The sequence below is a fragment of the Rhodococcus wratislaviensis genome, from assembly GCF_900455735.1.
Lineage (GTDB): Bacteria > Actinomycetota > Actinomycetes > Mycobacteriales > Mycobacteriaceae > Rhodococcus_F > Rhodococcus_F wratislaviensis.
Genome location: NZ_UAUI01000025.1, coordinates 283,271 through 301,250, shown reverse-complemented (window position 1 = coordinate 301,250; position 17,980 = coordinate 283,271). Strand labels below are relative to the sequence as shown.

General features: G+C 69.6%; 15 protein-coding genes. 1 reads left to right on the top strand and 14 read right to left on the bottom strand.

Annotation, left to right across the window (positions count from 1 at the left end; all coding sequences use genetic code 11):
• From DTA22_RS30195 to DTA22_RS30130, 14 genes are all read right to left on the bottom strand, one after another.
• Complete coding sequence (locus tag DTA22_RS30195; protein ID WP_037238719.1) at positions 1-288, bottom strand: hypothetical protein; 288 nt, start codon at positions 286-288, stop codon at positions 1-3.
• Positions 289-407: 119 nt separating this feature from the next.
• Positions 408-1,205, bottom strand: coding sequence for a hypothetical protein (locus DTA22_RS30190; RefSeq protein ID WP_037238710.1), 798 nt, complete (start codon positions 1,203-1,205; stop codon positions 408-410).
• 125 nt (positions 1,206-1,330) lie between these two features.
• Positions 1,331-3,064: a dihydroxyacetone kinase family protein gene (locus DTA22_RS30185; RefSeq protein ID WP_112301865.1), complete on the bottom strand. Its 1,734-nt coding sequence runs from the start codon at positions 3,062-3,064 to the stop codon at positions 1,331-1,333.
• Between the two features lie 9 nt (positions 3,065-3,073).
• A complete protein-coding gene (locus tag DTA22_RS30180; RefSeq protein ID WP_112301864.1) occupies positions 3,074-5,020 on the bottom strand; it encodes an FAD-dependent monooxygenase in 1,947 nt (648 codons plus the stop codon).
• Between the two features lies 1 nt (position 5,021).
• Positions 5,022-6,335, bottom strand: coding sequence for an MFS transporter (locus tag DTA22_RS30175; RefSeq protein ID WP_112301863.1), 1,314 nt, complete (start codon positions 6,333-6,335; stop codon positions 5,022-5,024).
• Between the two features lie 136 nt (positions 6,336-6,471).
• Positions 6,472-7,383 (bottom strand): LysR substrate-binding domain-containing protein, encoded by a 912-nt coding sequence (locus tag DTA22_RS30170; protein ID WP_112301862.1) that lies wholly within the window; start codon positions 7,381-7,383, stop codon positions 6,472-6,474.
• Between the two features lie 23 nt (positions 7,384-7,406).
• Complete coding sequence (locus DTA22_RS30165; RefSeq protein WP_112301861.1) at positions 7,407-8,234, bottom strand: sugar phosphate isomerase/epimerase family protein; 828 nt, start codon at positions 8,232-8,234, stop codon at positions 7,407-7,409.
• Entirely contained in the window at positions 8,231-9,955 is a 1,725-nt protein-coding gene (locus tag DTA22_RS30160; protein WP_112301860.1) for an FAD-dependent oxidoreductase, read from the bottom strand. Before DTA22_RS30160 ends, DTA22_RS30165 begins: the two co-directional genes overlap by 4 nt.
• Positions 9,952-11,049 carry a Gfo/Idh/MocA family protein gene (locus DTA22_RS30155; RefSeq protein ID WP_112301859.1) on the bottom strand — a complete coding sequence of 366 codons (1,098 nt, stop codon included), beginning with the start codon at positions 11,047-11,049 and terminating at the stop codon, positions 9,952-9,954. The genes DTA22_RS30160 and DTA22_RS30155 overlap by 4 nt, the downstream gene beginning before the upstream one ends.
• Entirely contained in the window at positions 11,049-11,846 is a 798-nt protein-coding gene (locus DTA22_RS30150; RefSeq protein WP_037238689.1) for an aldo/keto reductase, read from the bottom strand. Before DTA22_RS30150 ends, DTA22_RS30155 begins: the two co-directional genes overlap by 1 nt.
• A complete protein-coding gene (locus DTA22_RS30145; protein WP_112301858.1) occupies positions 11,843-13,792 on the bottom strand; it encodes an oxidoreductase in 1,950 nt (649 codons plus the stop codon). Before DTA22_RS30145 ends, DTA22_RS30150 begins: the two co-directional genes overlap by 4 nt.
• Positions 13,789-14,691: a shikimate dehydrogenase gene (locus tag DTA22_RS30140; RefSeq protein WP_112301857.1), complete on the bottom strand. Its 903-nt coding sequence runs from the start codon at positions 14,689-14,691 to the stop codon at positions 13,789-13,791. The genes DTA22_RS30145 and DTA22_RS30140 overlap by 4 nt, the downstream gene beginning before the upstream one ends.
• Positions 14,692-14,725: 34 nt before the next feature.
• Positions 14,726-16,090, bottom strand: a complete 1,365-nt coding sequence (locus tag DTA22_RS30135) for an MFS transporter (RefSeq protein WP_037238679.1) — start codon at positions 16,088-16,090, stop codon at positions 14,726-14,728.
• 151 nt (positions 16,091-16,241) lie between these two features.
• A complete protein-coding gene (locus DTA22_RS30130) occupies positions 16,242-17,135 on the bottom strand; it encodes a LysR family transcriptional regulator (RefSeq protein ID WP_005252314.1) in 894 nt (297 codons plus the stop codon).
• A 134-nt stretch (positions 17,136-17,269) separates the two neighbouring features.
• Here DTA22_RS30130 and DTA22_RS30125 point away from each other — a divergent pair, with 134 nt between their 5' ends.
• Positions 17,270-17,962 carry an SDR family NAD(P)-dependent oxidoreductase gene (locus DTA22_RS30125; protein WP_112301856.1) on the top strand — a complete coding sequence of 231 codons (693 nt, stop codon included), beginning with the start codon at positions 17,270-17,272 and terminating at the stop codon, positions 17,960-17,962.
• Positions 17,963-17,980: the final 18 nt, after the last annotated feature.

Here is a 17,980-nt window from a genome sequence, read left to right as displayed (position 1 = left end):
CTACTGCCTGGAACCCGCGCCGAACTGCCGCAGCACGAGTGCCGCCCCGCCCACGGTGACCAGCACCGGCCACTCGACCAGTCCCGCTGCCCCGACAGCCGCCAATGTCAGCGCGGCGGCCGGTGTCGAATGACTTCCGCTCGCCATGCCTGACCGGACCCCGCCCGCCGCCCCGCGCACTCCGCCGACCACACCGCCGATCGCGGCGCCGCCGACCGCACCGGCCGCACTGGTCGTCGCGTTCGCAGCACCTGACACGGCGTGCACTGCGCCGTCGACGATTCGCATGATGAGCTCCCATCGGCCGTGGCCACTACCGCCATGCACGGCGGATCATGTCTGCGGTACCCACCTCAGGGTATTCTCAACCGTCGCGCGCCGGAACAGTTTCAGGGAACTCTCAGCGATTAGCGGATACTGTTCTGCCCCATGGGAATTCGATCACCCTGTTCGGTTCGCCAGAATTCCCAGCCGTCGTGGGTTTCGATGTCTCCGCTGATATGACTGGCCACGGCGGTCGCCGCTGTCGTGGGGTCGGGAAACCGGCGGCCCTGCATCGGACCGCGCATGATCTCCAGCGTCTGCGTGTCGGGGTCGAACCGTCCGACCAGCCGATAACCCTCGAAGTCGGCCACGACCTCGAGGCGGGTATCGATCAGTTCCTCCAACGCCGCGGCCGCTTTGGCCGGCTTCTTCCGGGCGGATGCGCGGGCTGCGGCGTCTGCACGCAACGTTGCCGCCGTCGTCGCGCGTTGCGCATCGCTGTAACGGCTGGGGTCCTTCTCCCCCGCCAGCCCGAGCAGGTCCCAGCGGCCGCGACCGTGCGCGACCCGGCTCAGCGGAATCGCGTGATGTCCGGTCCGCGTGCGGCCGGGGGTGTCCATCATCCACAGATCCACCTCGGCGCGGATGTCGTCGGCGACCTCGGACGAGGGCACGACGAAGAACTCCTCCGGGGAACTCGCGAGATCCACGAACACCCAGAACTGCGAGCCGGTGTCGTCGTCGTCGAGCGATTCGTCCTGTTTGCGGGCCTGCCAGTCACCGCTGAGCTTGGAGCGCACCCGCACGATGCAGCTCGTGCCGTCGTCGCCCCAGACCTGGACGGGGTTGCGTCGCGAGTGGGTGAGCCGGACCGCCTTGCCACCCCGTTCCACGACATCGGCGATGAAAGCCTGGATTCCCCGGCTGGCGGTGTCTTCCACTGTCTACGTGTCCGTCCCTGATTCTGCGTCCCGTACGCAGGTGGAGAGAGGTGTGGCGACGGGTTTGCGCAGCACGACTCGGCGTTCTTCCCCTCACCTTACGTGCCGAGCACGGCGCACGGTGACTACCCGACCCCGCGGGCCGCTTCCGCTGCCTCGGCGAAGAACCACGACAGCACCAGGGCACCGGGGTCCACGACACCGCGCGCCGCCTCACCGATATAGCTCGCCCGGCCGCGCCGCGCGGTGATGTCCGCGGTCGCCTCGGCACCGCGGGCGGCGGCGTCCGCGGCGTCGGCCAGACCGTCGGCCGGACCCTTCCCGGCCGAGGCGGCCGATTCGAGGGCGGCGACGGCGGGGGCGACGGCGTCGATCATCGTCTTGTCGCCGGGTTGCGCGCCGCCGAGTTCCTGGATCGTGTCGAGGCCGGCCCGCGCCGCGGCGGTGATCGCCTTCAGGTCCAGACCGTGCGGTGCGTCGGCGGCCACGCGGTAGAACTGGCGGAACCAGACGCCGAACAGCGCGCCCGACGTGCCACCCGCATGACCGAGGTAGGCGTCGGACAGTGACTCGAACACCGTCGCCGGGGAGTAGCCGTCCCGGATCCGGGGAACATCGACGTGGTCGAGTGCGGCTACCATGTTGGTGCCGAAGTCCCCGTCGCCTGAACGGCGGTCGAGGTCGGTGAGGTTCGGCTCCTCGGCGAGCACCTTCTCGACGAACGCGCCGATCCACGCGCCCACAGCCGCCCGGCCCAGCGCGTCGGCGGTGCCGGGTACCTCCGGTTCGTCCTCGCGGGAGGCGACGTTCGACCGGAACCCCACCTCGGATTCGTCTGCGATGCCGCGGAATTCCCCGGCCGGGGCATTGGGCCATCCCGGTGCGGCAGTCGGTGCGTCCCACAGGTCGAGGAGCTGGTCGTCGCAGCGCACCAGTGTGATGGACGCACCGTCCATGTCGAGGGCGGTGACGAAGCTGCCGACCAGCGAGCGCCGGATCACCACACCCCGCTCCACGAGGTGGTCGGCGAGCTCACCGAACAGCAGCTGCAGCTCCAGCGGATGAGCCGCGCCGAGCCCGTTGACGATGGCGATCACCGGATCCCCCCGCTCCACGCCGAGCGAGGCGAGCACGGGGTCGGTGAGCCGGCGGACCAGTTCGGCCGCCGCCATCGCGTCGACCCGTTCGGTTCCGCGTTCGCCGTGGATGCCGATCCCGAGTTCGATCTGACCCTCCGGGAGGTCGAACGAGGGCGAGTCCGCCCCCGGAACGGTGCACGCTCTCAACGCGACCGCCATGCTGCGGGAATTCCGGGCCGTGCGTCGCCCGAACTCCGCGACGGTGGCGAGGTCGTCGCCGCGTTCGGCCGAAGCGCCGCAGATCTTCTCGACCGCGATCGTGGCCGCGGTGCCGCGACGTCCGGGCCCGTCCTCCCGTTCGGAGGCGACGTCGTCGTCGACGAGCACGTGCTCGACCGCGATGCCGTCCTCTGCCGCCAGTTCGCCGGCGATGCGGAAGTTGAGGACGTCGCCGGTGTAGTTCTTCACGATGTGCACGACGCCGCCGCCCGCGTCCACGGCCTCGGTAGCGGCCCGCACCTGCAGCGCGTTGGGTGAGGTGAAGATGAGGCCGGGGCAGGCTCCGGTGAGCATGCCCCGGCCGACGAACCCGGCGTGCAGCGGTTCGTGCCCGGATCCGCCGCCCGACAGCAACGCGACCTGCCCGGCCGGCAACGGTTCCCGCCGTGTGAGATATCCCGGTTCCGGATGCCATTCGAGGTCGTCGGTGGTGGCGACGGCCCCGCGGAGCGCGTCGACGACGAAGGACTTGGGCGAGTTCAGGAACTGTGGGTGCGCCATGCTCCCAGGCTAAGCGTCCACATGTGAGTGCCGCGGAGTGCCGGAGCACACTTTGCCACTCACGTGGGCGGCGGCGGCCAGCGCTTCCTCGAACTCCCGCAGGCCCGACCGCGATCCGAGCAGCAGCGCGAGCCGGGTCAGGAATCCCTCGCGGTCCGACTCGTCCGCCTGGTCGAGCGCCTCCGACAGTCCCATCCACACGTTCTCGCGCAGCAGTTCGTCCGGCGTCGCCGTCGTCTCCGTGTGCGCGGGGACGACGCCCAGTGAGGGGGCGGTGGCCGTTTTCAGGTGGTCGTGAACGTCGCCGAGCAGCGACAGGTCGCGGACCCGGCACAGGACGAGTCCGTCCGGGCGGATCACGAAGCACTCACCCGCGGACGCGCCGAGAGCCGTCGGCAGCACACCGTCGGGGTCGTCGAGGACCGTCAGGTCGGCCGCCGCGTCCACCACCGCACCCGGCGCCGGGACGACGACCGCCCGCACCGATTCGGGCGACAGCGCCATCGCGAGCGCCGACGCGTGCGCGGCGATCATCCGAGCACCGGCCGCGTCGACTCCGACACCGAGCACCGCGAAACCCGTTCCCCGGACACGGTTCAGCGAAGACTCCACCGATCCGTCGGCAGTGACGACGCGAACGCGCCTGTCCTCCATCGGATCCCCGGGCAGCAGCCCGGTCGTCCCCTCGGCCACCGGCCATGTGAGCGGCGACAGGTGCGCGTGCGTCGCACTCGACTGCCGCGGATTGACGAGGTGACCGAACTCCGGACGGGTCGTGGCCAGCGCGAGGACGGCGTCGCGGGTGGTGCGGTAGCCGTGGCTGCCGGGCGACATGATGAGCGTCGACTTGCCCGCGTTGTCGACGTTCTGTTGCCAGGCGGCGCGCCGTTCGGCCGAATATGCCTGCAGGAGGCTCTCGTCCGCGGTCCCGTGGACGACGGCCGCCAGTGTCCAGGCGAGGGTCTCGGCGTCCTCCATGCCGGAGTTCAGCCCGCGGACACCGAAGATCGGCACCAGGTGGGCGGCGTCCCCGGCGAACAGGATGCGATCGTGCGTGAAGTCGTCCAGCGCGAGCGCGTGCGCGCGGTAGAAGCCGTGCCATTCGAGGGTCCACGGCACGTCGTTCTCGAGCCAGTCGAGGTGCCGGGTGATCCGGTCGCGGATGCGGTCTTCCTGCGTCTCGAGTTCGGCGTCGTCGGAACGGTCGAGTTGGTAGTCGATGCGCCAGATGTCGCGGGGCTGCTGATGCATGATGATCGTCGAGCCGGGGTTGCTCGGCGGGTCGAACCACACCATCCGCTCGGCGGGCAGCGTCGATTCCCAGTGGATGTCGGCGATGACGTAATTGCCCTGATAGCTGTTTCCCTGCAACCGGATTCCCGCGAGTTCACGCATCCGGCTGCGGCCGCCGTCGGCGGCCACCACCCAGCGTGCGCGGAGCCGGCGCGCACCGAACGCGGTGTCGACGTCGAGTGTCACGTCCTCGTCCGACCGCAGGATCCCGGCGACGCTCGACGACCAGTGGAACGTGATCAGTGGGTGCGCGAGCAGCGTGTCCGTCATGATCTGCTCGATCTCGGACTGCGACACGTTGACCATCGGCCCGCGGACGTCGTGTTCGCCGTGTGCCATCTCGAAGTGCAGCACCTGCTCGTCGCGGTAGAAGCTGCGCCCACCCACCCAGGGGAGCACGATCTTCTCGAGTTCCGGGCCGAAACCGAGCCGGGCCGCCACCTCCAGGCTGTGCCGGGAGATACAAATGGCGCGGCTGCCGAACGACACCTGGTCGGCGGCCTCGAGCACGGTGACGGGGATACCGCGCTGCGCGAGGCCGAGCGCGACGCCCATGCCGACCGGGCCCGCGCCCACGACGACGACGGGCAGGGCCTCGCCGGTTGCACCGGTCGACGCGAACTCCGCCGCCGGGTACTTCTGTGGCTGAAAGTAAGTGGACATGTCAGACGGCCTCCGCTTCCCGGCGCGTGGTGTTGGTTTCCGGCAACAGCAGGATGGAGACGAGACTGACCACGGCGATCACCACGAAATAGGCGGTGATTGCCGTCGAACTGCCGAAGGCCCCGAACAGCCACGTCGCCATGAACGGTGCGAGTCCGCCGCCGAGGATGGCGCCGATCTGGTAGCCGAGAGACGCGCCGCTGTACCGGATGTGGGCGGGGAAGAGTTCCGCGAACAGTGCGGACTGCGGCCCCGCGGTGGTGCCGAGCACCGCCGCCATCACGATCATTGCGAGCAGCATGACGGGGATCGACGCCGTGTCGATGAGGGGGAAGAACACCGCGGCCACGATCACGAGCGCGATCGAACTCCACGTGTAGACGCGGCGCCTGCCGAGCACGTCCGACTTCCAGGCCGACACGGCCATGCCCGCCATCCAGACCGGGCACGCGACGATCAGCAGTGTGAGCATGGTGGCGCGGCTGTAGCCGAGTTCCTTGGTGCCGTACGTCAGGACGTACACCATGAACACGTAGGCGATGCCGTTGGTGGCGATGAACGTGCCGGCCGCGAGCAGCACGGTCCGCCAGTTGCGGGTCAGCACCTCGACGATCGGCATTCTCACGATCGTGTCGCTCTCCTTGGCCTCCGCGAAGGCCGGGGACTCGAAGACGCCGAGGCGAATCCACATCGCGACGCCGACGAGCACGGCGCTCATCAGGAACGGCACACGCCAGCCCCACGTCTGGAACGCGTCGTCCGACAGCAGTTGGGTGACGGCGAGGAACACGACGTTCGCCATGATCACTCCGGCCGGGACGCCCATCTGCGGCGCCGCGCCGTACAGTCCGCGCTTGCCTTCCGGGGCGTGTTCGGTCGCCATGAGGACCGCGCCGCCCCATTCGCCGCCGACGCCGATGCCCTGGACGAACCGCAACGCCACCAGCAGGATGGGTGCGGCCACCCCGATGGCCTCGAAGTTCGGGAGCAGGCCGATGCCGACGGTCGCGGCGCCCATCATGGTCAGCGACAGCACCAGCATCGACTTGCGCCCGATGCGGTCACCGAAGTGGCCCATGACGACACCGCCGATCGGGCGGGCGATGAAGCCGACCGCGAACGTGGCGAATGCGGCCAGGGTTCCGGCGAACGTCGACGCGCCGGGGAAGAACTGCGGTCCGATCACCAGGGCTGCGGCGGTGCCGTAGATGAAGAAGTCGTACCACTCGATCGCGGTACCGACGAAGCTCGACAGGACTGCCCTGCGCGCTTCCTTGTGAGACACCGGCGGTGTCGCCTCGGTGATTGCCGTCATCGTCTGCCTTCCCGGTTCTGCTGCGCGCACACTCATCGCGCTACCGGAAAACAATGACCCGACTCACACACATCTGAAAAGCGGGACTATCCCCACATGAATTGCGGAAAAACCGTGGAAGGCACGAATACGCAGTTCAGGCCGTGACGAACCGGATGAATGCTCGCGCGACCCGGCTCAGCGTCGCCTCCTGATGCCACGCGACGACCACGGCCACCGACGCCGGTTTCGGGTCGGCGATCGGTTTCACGACGACCGGAAGACCCTCGTACGTGACGTCCACCCGGGGTCGTTGCAGCAGCAGCGTCCACCCCAGACCGCGCCCGACGAAGGCCCGCGCCGTCTCGAAGTTCGCGGTCCGATACGCCACCCGGGGCGCGAAACCGGCCTCCCGGCAGACGTCCATCGCATGGTTGGTGCTGGGCGGCGCGTCCAGCAGCACCATCGGGTGCTCGGCCAGATCCGCGAGGCGCACCGGCCCGTCGACGCCCGCCAGCGGATGCTCCGCCCCGAGGACGATCATCGGCTCGCGGGTCATCAGCGGGACGGTCTGCCAGTCCGGGGGAAGGTCGAGGTCGTAGACGATGGCGACGTCCAGTTCGCCGCCCTCGAGCTGCGTCCGCAACCGGTTCTGGGTGTCCTCCCGGAACTCCACGGACGCCCGCGGGTACTCGGCGGTGAACGCGTACAACATCGACGGCAGGATCGTCGGGCCGAGCGCCGGGTAGCAGCCGACGGCGATCGGCCCCGCGACGACACCGCCCTCCCCGGACGCGTCGGACTGCAACTCCCCCGCCTGCTGCAACAGGGCCCGCGCCCGCGACAGCACCGCCTCCCCGGTCGGGGTCAGCTGCACACCGCGGGCGCGCCGGCGCACACACAGCTGCGCCTTCAGTGCCTTCTCCAGATCCGTCACCGCCGCGGACAACGCCGACTGCGACACGTGCATCCGCTCGGCCGCACCGCTGATCGTCCCGGTCTCCGCCACCGCCACGAACGCCGCCAGCTGGCGCATCGTGTACACGGGGACGTTGTCGGGGCGGGGCATGCAAGAACGGTAGCGCGGACAAATCAGCGTCCGGTGGCCGCCGGAACCTGCGCGAGCACCTCCCGGGTGGCGGCGACCAGCCGCGCGAGCCACGCGTCCGTACCGACGGCACGCCGGAGCGGCTCGTTGGGGAGTTCGATGCTCACCGGAAGACCCGCCGGCAACGTGGACCAGATGTCGGCGAGCGGGATGCCGCCCGACCCCGGAACGAGGCGCTCCTCGCGGGCCTGCCGGATCAGTTCGGCGTCGTCCGCAGGTGCAGGCACCGAGCCGTCGCACATCTGGGCGTAGTGCAGCCAGTCCCGCGGGATCGCCGCCAGGTCGTCGAGCGTGGTGCTCGACCGTCCGACGTGCAGCCCGTCGACCAGCACGCTGCGGGCAGGCCCGTCGGCCTGCGACACGATCTCGACCGCGGTGGCCGCGTCGGGCACGGCCGTCCACGGCATGAACTCGAGGCCGGCGACGATGCCGTACTGCGCGCACAGTTCCGCGAGACGGGCATAGGAGTCGGTGAGCCGGGAGCGGTCGCGGTCGTCGCCGCCGACGAGCACGGCCTTCGCGCCGAGCCGTGCGCCCGCCTCGAGCAGCGAAACGTACGATTTCGGATCGAAATCGGCTCCCAACCGGATGATTTCGAGGTCGAACACCTCGATCGGCGAATCGTCGAGACGACGGATCAGCGCGTCGAGGGCGCCCTCGTCCTCGTGCAGCGGGTAGGCGGTGGTGCCGGGCGCGGCGGGCAGCAACCGGATCCCGATGGTGTCGAAGCCGTGCTTCTCGGCGAGGTCCACCTGCTGCAGCGGCGCGGTGTCGAGCACGGTGAGTGCGGCGAGGCCGAGGGGGGCGGTCATCGCAGATCTCCTGTCGTCGAGGCGAGGCGGCGACCGGTGAGGTAGCCGAAGGTCATGGCCGGGCCGAGGTTGATGCCGCCGGACGGGTAGTGGCCGCCCATGACGCTGGACTGGTCGACCCCGACGGCGAACAGCCCGTCGATCGGCCGGTCGTCGTCGTTCAGCACCCGCGATGCCGAGTCGGTGACCAGACCGGCGAACGTGCCGAAGCTGCCGGGCACGACCTTGACCGCGTAGAACGGGCCCTCTTCGAGCGGTGCGAGGGAGGCATTGGGCCACGGGTTGTCGGCGTCCCCCGACCCGATGGTGAACGGTGTGGTGCCACGACCGAATTCGGGGTCGACGCCGTCGCGGGCGCCCTCGTTGAACGCTGCGACCGTCTTCTCCAGGCCGTCCGGGTCGACGCCGATCTTCTCGGCCAGCTCGCGCACCGTGCGGCCGCGGGTGAGGTACCCCGACGTCAGGTACGGCCACGTGGGGATCGGCAGCGGCTTGGCCATGCCCAGCGGGAAATACCGCAGGTACCGCTGGTCGGCGATCAGCCAGGAGCAGACCTCTTCGCCGTCGGGGACCTGGTCGACCATCGCGAGGGTGTAGTCGTGGTAGCCGAGGGCCTCGTTGACGAAGCGGCGGCCGTCGGCGAGTACGCCGATGGCGCCGGGCTTTCCGCGGTCGAGGATGTGCGGGAACACGCCCTCCTTGCCGTTGCGGTACCGGATGATCGACACCGGGCAGTACGCCACCGGCGACGCGACCGAGCGGTCGAGGCGCCCGCCGACCGATTCGCCGAGGGTGATGCCGTCGCCGGTGGTCGTGGACGGGGTGAGGGTCCAGTGTTCACGGCCCGTGGGTGTGCGGGGAAAGAGTTCGCGGCGCCGGTCGACGTCGCGACTGAAGCCGCCCGTGGCGAGGACGACTCCGCGGCGGGCGGACACGGAGTAGGCCCCGTCCGGGCCCTCGAGCCGGACACCGGTGACGGCGCCCGCGGAGTCGGTGGTCAGCGCGGTGGCCGCCGTGCTCACGCGGATCTCGACGCCGGCGTCGAGTGCCGACCGCAGCAGCCGGCCGACGAGCGCGGTGCCGTTGACGAGTTGCTGGCCGCGCCGCTTGGTGGCGAGGTCGAGCAGGTGCGTGGACACTCTGCGTGCGCAGTGCACGAACGCCTTCGCCGAACGCGTCGAGTGCAGGAAGGCCTGCAGGTCCGGGCCGGCCATGATGCCCATGCCGAGGAACGACGTCTCGTAGAGCTGCCGCCGGAGCAGCGCCGCGACGTCGGGGCCGAGCTTGCGGAGGCTCACCGGCTTCGGCCCGACGGAGCGGTGCCCCGTGCCCGCACCCGGTGTGTCGCCGTGGATGTCGGCGATCTTCGCGCCCGGAACGAACTGCAGGGCCGTCTTCTTTTCGAAGAACTCGACCATCTCGGGTGCGCCGTCGAGCAGGGCGTCGACCTTGGCGGCGTCGAAGTTCTCCCCGAGTCGGTGCTCGAGGTAGGTGCGCGGCAGCGAGCGGTCCTCGTTCACGCCGTCCGCCTGCGCGAACAGGTTCCGCGGCGCCCACATCCAGCCGCCGGACCATGCCGTCGCGCCGCCGCAGGTGTCCGCCTTCTCGACGACGAGGACGGAGGCGCCCCCGTCGGCTGCGGCGACGGCGGCGGACAGGCCGCCCGCTCCGGAGCCGATGACGACGACGTCATAGGTGGCGGTGGTGCGTTCGGGGGTCATGGCGTCTCCTGAGCGGATGTTGTTGCGAAAGTCGGTGCGGGTGTGAGGTCGACGACCCGGCCGGTGCGCGAGGACTCGTAGATCGCCGCGACGATCGCCAGCGAGGCGCGCGCGTCGCGTCCGGTGACGGCGGGGTCGCGACCGGTCAGGACGGCGTCCGCGAAGTCCTGTACCTGGAGTGTGTGGAAGTCGGCGAGTCCGGCGTTGACTTCGGTGACGTCGAGATTGGCGCGGACGTCGAGTGTGTACGGGGCGCGGAACTCGACTTCGCCGGGGACCGTCCAGATCTCGTTGAACCCCTTCCTGCCCTCCGGGAATTCGAGGACGCTCGCGATCGCACCGGTCTGCCCGATGACGGTGACCCGGTTGCCGAGGTTGTGGTTGGCGCCGGTGGTCGCGGTGACGGTAGCCGTGCCGCCCGACGCGAACGAGACGACGGCCGACGCACTGTCCTCGGTCTCGATGTGCTCGCCGTGCGTGTGGGTGCGGATGAAGCCGCTCACCGAGACGGCCTCACCCATGAACCACTGGAGCATGTCGATCTGGTGCACGGCCTGTGTCATGAGGACACCGCCGCCGTCGGTGTCCCACCGTCCACGCCACTCGTCGGCGGAGTAGTAGGACGACGGGCGGTGCAGAAGGACCGACGCCTCACCGAGCACCGGAACGCCGATCCGGCCGTCGTCGATGGCCGCCCTGATGCGCTGCGCTGCCGGCCAGAATCGACGCTGGAACAGCACACCGAACGTGATGCCGGCGCGGTCGGCGGCCGCGATCATCCGGTCGGCTGCGGCGACGTCGACGGCGATCGGCTTCTCGCACAGCACGTGGATCCCGGCCTCCGCCGCCGCGACGACCACCTGCTCGTGCACCGGATGCGGGGTGCAGACGGTGCACGCATCGAGGCCGAGGGCGATCAACTCCTCCACCGAACCGACGGCGCGGGCGATGCCGTGTGCGGATGCGAACTCGCGGGCGCGGTCGACGTCGGGGTCGCAGCAGCCGACCACCTCGACGCCGGGCACCTGCTGCAGGGCCCGGGCGTGGTTGCCGGCGATCTTTCCGCAACCGACGATGCCGATACGTAGTGCCATCAGTAGTGCTCCTCCGTTTCGACGTCCCGGGCCGCGGACTCGCCGCGGTCGAGACGGTTCAGGGCGTCGACGTCCGCGGCGGTGAGACGCACGTCGAGGGCGGCCAGGTTCTCGGCCTGGCGGGCGGGATTCGCGGATCTCGCGACCGGCACGACACTGTGCGCGAAGTGCCAGGCCAGGACCACCTGTGCGGGGGTGTGGTCGAGGCGCCGGGCGATGTCGGTGACCACGGAGGCACCGAGCACGTCGCCGCGGCCCAGCGGGCTCCACGACTGCGTGAGCACGCCGAGTTCGTCGTTCGCGCGCCGGACGGGTAGCCGGGCGAGCGACGGGTCCATCTGGATCTGGTTGACCGCGGGCGCTTCTCCGGTTTCGGTGACGACGCGACGCAGGTGCGTCTCCAGGAAATTGGAGACGCCGACGTAGCGGACGAGGCCGGCGTCGCGGCAGGCGAGCATCGCCTCGAACGCCGCCACGTACCGGTCGTGGCGTGGCAGCGGCCAGTGGATGAGGAACAGGTCGAGCCGATCGAGTCCCAGATTCTTCAGGCTGCGCTCGACCGCGCCGCGGATGTCACCCGACACGTGATCGCTCCCACGCAGTTTCGTGGTGACGAACAGCTCCTCGCGGGGCAGTCCGCACTCCGCGAGCGCCACGCCCACGGCGTCCTCGTTGTCGTAGATCGTGGCGGTGTCGACGAGCCGGTAGCCGGCTTCGATGCCGGACAGCACGGCCCGGGTGGCGTCCGGGCCGGTCAGTGGCCAGGTCCCGAGACCGAGGGGCGGGATGTCCATCATGCGCTGACCTCCTCGAGAGCATCGGCGGCCGCGGTGATCGTCACGGCGACGTCGGCTGCGGTGACGAGAGCGGCGTGGATGGAGCCGCCGTCACCGCTCGCGTCACCGACCGTGTGGACGCCGAGTCGCGGTGCCGGCGACCGCAGTGCGGCGAGCAGGTCGGTGCGCGGTTCGACGCCGTGCGAGATCAGCAGTTCGCCGGGGGCGTCGACGATCCGTTCTGCACCTCCCGTGGAGATCACTACCCGGTCTTCCTCGACCCGTGTCACGATCGACGACAGGTGGGTGGTGAGGTTCGCGCTCGCCGCGAGCCGCGGCAGCAGCACGATCTTGCCGCGCCGGCCGACGTCGTGGGCAATCGTCTCCTGCGGGCCGATCATGACCACCTTCGTGCCGTGCTGGAGCAGGTCGTCGGCGACCGCGGCCGCTTCCCGGTCGGCGCCGAAGATCGTGATCGCCTCGGGTGCCGGGTCCCCGGATTCCAGGAACTCGCGAACGTCGCGGACCCTCCGGGTGTCGGCCCCGGGGAGGTCGACCGCGGGTCCGCGGCCGCCCGTCGCGAGCACGACGGCGTCGAAGTCGAGCTCGGCCAGTGCGGCGGCGTCGACCCGGGTGCCGGTGTGGCAGGTGATGTCGAGGTCGGCGATCTCGGCGAGGTACCAGTCGACGATCCTCGCGTACTCGGGATATTCGTGCAGCCGGGAGGCCAGTGCGAAATCACCACCGAGGCTGTCGCGTTCGTCGTACAGGTCGACGCGGTGCCCGGCGAGCGCGAGGTCGCGGGCGGCCGCCATGCCCGACGGCCCGCCGCCGACGACAGCGACGCGCACCGCCACGTCCGCCGTCTTCGACGGCTGCTCGAGTTCGCGGCCCACCCACGGATTGACCGAGCACGGAACGGGTCCGGCGGCGAGGCTGTCGATGCAGTAGTTGCAGGCGATGCACGGCCGGTACCGGCCGCCGTCCAGCGCGCGGTTCGGGAAGTCCGGGTCGGCGTGCAGGGTGCGGGCCATGCTCACGAAGTCGGCCTGCCCGGATTCGATGATCTGCGCCGCGACCTCGGGTGAGCTGATCCGGCCTGCGACTCCGACGGGGAGGTCGAAGTCCCTCGTGTACTGCTCGGAGAACGGGGCGAGGAGTCCGCGCGGCCACTCGCCGGGCTGGATGATCCACTGCCCGGATTCGTAGTTGCCGGCGGAGACGTCGAGGAAGTCGAGCCGGTCGGTGTCGATCGCGTCGATGCGGGCGCGGGTCGTCTCGGCGTCGAGACCGCCGTCGACGGCTTCGAACGCCGAGAACCGCAGTCCGAGAGCGATACCCGGTGCCATTGTGCGAACGGCGTCGATCACCGAGTTGACGAACAGCGCCGGATCGGCCCACTCGTCGTCGCGGTGGTTGTACGCCGGCGAGAGGAACTGGTGGATGAGGTAGCCGTGACCGCCGTGCAGCGAGATCACGTCGACCCCGGCCTGCTGACAGCGCGCGGCGGCCTCGCCGAAGCATTCGATGATGTGCTCGATGTCGTCGCCGTCGAGTTGCTCGGGCATTTCGCCGCCGACCACCGCGCACGGGATCGGTGACGGTGCGACGGGGACGAATCCGCTGACGGAACCCTGCGCGGTGCGGCCGCCGTGATTGAGTTCGACGCCGACGAGCGCACCGTGCGCGTGGATCGCCTCGGCCATCTTCGCGATGCCCGGAATGCGTTCGTCGACGTCCACACCCATCTGCCGGATACGGCCCTTGCCGTCGGCCCGCACGTAGCTGGCCTCGGTGAAGACGAGTGCTGCGCCGCCCGCCGCACGGCGCTCGAGGTACGCGATGTACTCGTCGGTCATCGTGCCGTCGACCTCGCAGTAGTTGCGCTCCATCGGCGCCGACACGAAGCGGTTGCGCAGTCGCACGTTACCCAGGTCGAGTGGTGCGGCGAACGGACGCGCGGTCATCGGGACTCCTCGAGTACGGTCGGGGCGCACTGATCGGCGAGCAGTTCGCCGAGGTGACGTCGCATGCGGTCGGGGTCGGGCGTGACCCCGGTGAGGAGGGCGAACGTGTCGGCCGCCTGAGCGACGAGCATCTGACCGCCGTCGAGCACGTCGCAGCCGAGAGCGGTTGCTGCCGCGACGAGTTCTGTCCGCAGGGGGCGGTAGACGATGTCGGCGACCCACAGGCCGGGATGGAGCGCGTCGGTGTCGAACGGCGTTCCAGGATGTCCGACCATGCCGATCGGAGAGGCGTTGACGACGCCGTCGCAGTGCTCCAGGTTCGCTTCGATCGTGTCGAGGGGGATGGCCGTGACCCGCGTCTGCGGGAAGGCCGCCGCGAGGCGCGTGCAGACGTCCGCTGCTCGGGCCGGGTCGAGGTCGGCGACCCGCAGGTCCGTCACTCCGGCGGCGGCGAGCGCGTAGGCGACGGCCGAACCGGCACCGCCCGCACCGGCGAGGACGACGCAGCCGAGCGCGGCGTCGGGCAGTCCCCGGCGCAGCGCCGCGAGGAATCCGCTGTGGTCGGTGTTGTGACCGATCAGCCGCCCGTCACGGACGACGACGGTGTTGACGGCGCCGAGAAGTCGTGCGTTGTCGGATAATTCGTCGAGGGAGTCGACGACCACCTGCTTGCACGGGTGGGTGACGTTGAGTCCGGTGCAGCCCGCTGCGACGGCCTGCCGCAGCGTGTCGCCGGAACTGTCGACGGGGATGCCCTCCGCCGCGACGTCGATCAGGTCGTAGCGGTAGTCGGTCAGGCCGAGGGCGGCGGCCTCGTGTTCGTGCAGCGCCGGCGACAGGGACGTGGCGATCCCTGCCCCGACGAGGCGGATCCGGTGCCGGGTGGATACGGGGTGCATGAAAATCTCCTGCAGTGGTGAAGGTCCGGTCCGGTCAGGCGTCGTTGCGGACGAGCGCCTGGTGCCGGGTGCCGACCGTCGTCGCGCCGGGTTCGCCGAGCTGTTCGGTGGGGGTGCGGTACGTCTCGGGACCGGTGAGCGCGGCGACCGACGACAGCAGCGCGAAGCCCAGGCACATCCAGGCGACCGGGGTCCAGTTCGCGGTGTCGCCCGCCGACAGCCACTGCGCGATGGCCGGGGTGAAACCGGCCACCAACAGTCCCAGCATGAGACTCACGGCCATTCCGGTGTACCGGACCTTGGCGGGGAACTGCTCGGGGAAGTACGCCGGGTACACGCCGTTGGGCATCGCGTAGAACAGGCCGATCAGGACGATGCCGGCCGCGAACACCATCGGCGCACTGCCCGTTCCGATGGCGTGGAAGAACACGAACACCATGCCCGCGGAACCGACGGCGCCCGTCACGAACACCGGTTTGCGGCCGATCCGGTCGGCGAGCATTCCGAACAGCGGCTGGGTGAGAACGGCGACGAAGTTGGCGGTGGCGATCGCCCACAGCATCGTGGAGCGTTCGAGCCCGGCGACCTGCACGGCGTACGCCAACGCGAAGACGTTGACGATCGTGTTGATCATCGCGAATGTCGCGCTGAGGCTGATGCGGATCACGGTGCGCCAGTGTGAGCGGAACATCTCCACGACGGGGATGCCCGCCGTGTCGTCGTGTTCCTTCAGCTCTTCGAAGACCTCCGGCTCGTCGAGCTTGCGACGCAGCCAGACCGCAACACCCGTCACGACGATGCTGAGCAGGAAGGGCACACGCCAGCCCCACGAGTAGAGCGCGTCGTCCGGCAGCGCGGCCACGGGAATGAACACCAGGCTCGAGATGACGATGCCGAACATGATGCCGCTCATGGTGAACGAGGTGTAGAACGAGCGACGGTTGTCCGGTGCGTGTTCGAGCGTCAGCGCGGACGATCCTGGTGATTCGCCGCCGGCGGACAGGCCCTGCAGCAATCGCAGGAGCACCAGGATGATGGGCGCGGCGATACCGATCTGGTCGTACGTGGGCAGGCAGCCGACGACCACGGTCGCGATACCCATGAGCAGGAGACACGCCAGCAGCGAATTCTTGCGCCCGTACCGATCCCCGAGATGTCCCCACAGCACTGCGCCGAGTGGACGCGCGATGTACGCCACGCCGAGCGTGCCGATCGACAGCAGGGTCGCCGTGGCTCCTCCGCCGGGGAAGAAGATCCGCGGGAAGACCAGCGCTGCCGCGGACCCGTAGATGAAGAAGTCGTAGTACTCGAGCGTGCTGCCGAGGAATCCCGAGACGGCGGCCCGGCGGGCGTTCTCGTTCGGTTGTCCCCCGGTGTCGCGAGTAGACGTGCTTGCCATGGTGTTCCTTTCGTCCCAGGGATCCGGTGCGCCGCGAGGCTTCTTCGGAGGTGATCCACCTCACACGAAGTTCCGGACCGTGACGAGCGTGTCATGGCGGACTATGCGCAGTCCAGCGCAAAAAAAGTCTTAGATATAGATCGAAAACATCCTAATCTGGAGTCGGGAGAATGTCCTCCGACACCGCGAGGGCCACCCGGAGCGCGTCGGAGACCCGGCGCGGCGACCAGGCGAGCCCGTGGTTCATGTAGATCGGCTCGCCGGTGAGCGGCACGAACACCGTGCCCGGGGGCGTGAGCGCGGCAATGCCCGACGTCATGAGCGCCACGCCGACACCCGTCGCCACCAGCATCAGGATCATGTACGGGTCGGTGATCTCCTGCACCACGCGGGGACGAAAGCCCGCATCGACGCATGCCCGCATCGCGACCTCCTGCAATGCCGAGCCGGCCGACAGCGGTGTCGTGACGAACCCGTCCTCGGCCAGGTCGCGCAGGTCGATCTCCGGCTCCGACGCGAGCGGGTGGTCCGCCGGGAGCACGGCCCCGAACGGCTCGCGGCGGATCAACCGGGTGGACACCGAGGCCGTCTCGACGGGAAGTCCGACAAACGCGAGATCGAGTGCGCCACTGTCCAGTTGAGTGATGGCGTCACGGGTCATGATGCGTCCGACGAGGGTGAGTTCGATGTCGGGGTAGCGCTGCCGGAGCGCGCGGGTGAGCGGGGGCAGGGACAGGTGATTGAGCACGCCCGTGAAGCCGATCTTGATGCGGCCGTACACGCCCCCGGCGGACGCGCGGGTGGCCTGCCGCGCGATGTCGACGCTCTCGAGAATCCGGTAGGCGTGCGGCAGGAACGTGTGGCCGGCCGACGTCAGGGCGACACTGCGGGTGCTCCGCTCGAACAGCGGCACGCCGATGTCCTTCTCGAGTTTGCGCACCGTCTGGCTCAGCGGCGACTGGGCCATCTGAAGTCGCGCGGCGGCCCTGCCGAAATGCAGTTCTTCGGCGACGGCGACGAACGCTTGCAGCCAGCGAATCTCCATCGGATTCCCTTCGGCGAGTTTGACGAGTGTGGCTCAGCCCATATATTCCAATTCGTACACAGTGCGAAACCAATCATTCTGATTTCGCACATAGACCAAGACTAATACGCACACAGTCGCGAGGAGAAACCACCATGGCTACGTATCCCGAGGGCGCCACCGCGCTCGTCACCGGCGGAGCGAGCGGAATCGGTGCGGCGTGCGCGAAGCGCCTCGCCGACGCCGGGGTCCGCGTCGTCACCGCCGACGTCGCCACCGGGGCCGACGAGCACCTCGACGTCACCGACGCCGACGCCGTCGAGAACCTCGCCGCCAGGCTCGGCCGCGTCGACATCCTCGTCAACAGCGCCGGCGTCGTGGGACCGTCCGCTCCTCTGGTCGACGTCGACCTCGAAGACTGGCGCCGCACGTTCCGGATCAACGTCGACGGGACGTTCCTCCTCTGCCGCGCGTTCGTGCCGGCCATGGCCGACGCCGGCTGGGGGCGGGTGGTGAATCTGGCGAGCATCGCGGCGAAGGACGGGAATCCCAACCAGAGCGCGTACTCGGCGTCGAAGGCGGCCGTCATCGCGCTGACGAAATCGCTCGGCAAAGAGGTCGCGAAGACCGGTGTCCTGGCCAACGTGGTGGCACCCGCCGCCGTGGAGAGCCCGATGAATGCCGGCACCGACCCGGCGATCCTCGCGCGGTCGCAGAGCCTGACCCCGATGGCCCGGATGGGACGGCCCGAAGAAATCGCGGAACTCGTCGCATGGCTGTGCTCGGAGGCGCTCAGCTTCTCGACCGGCGCCGTCTACGACGCGAGCGGTGGCCGGGCGTCGTACTAGCGGGGCACTCGCTCGGCT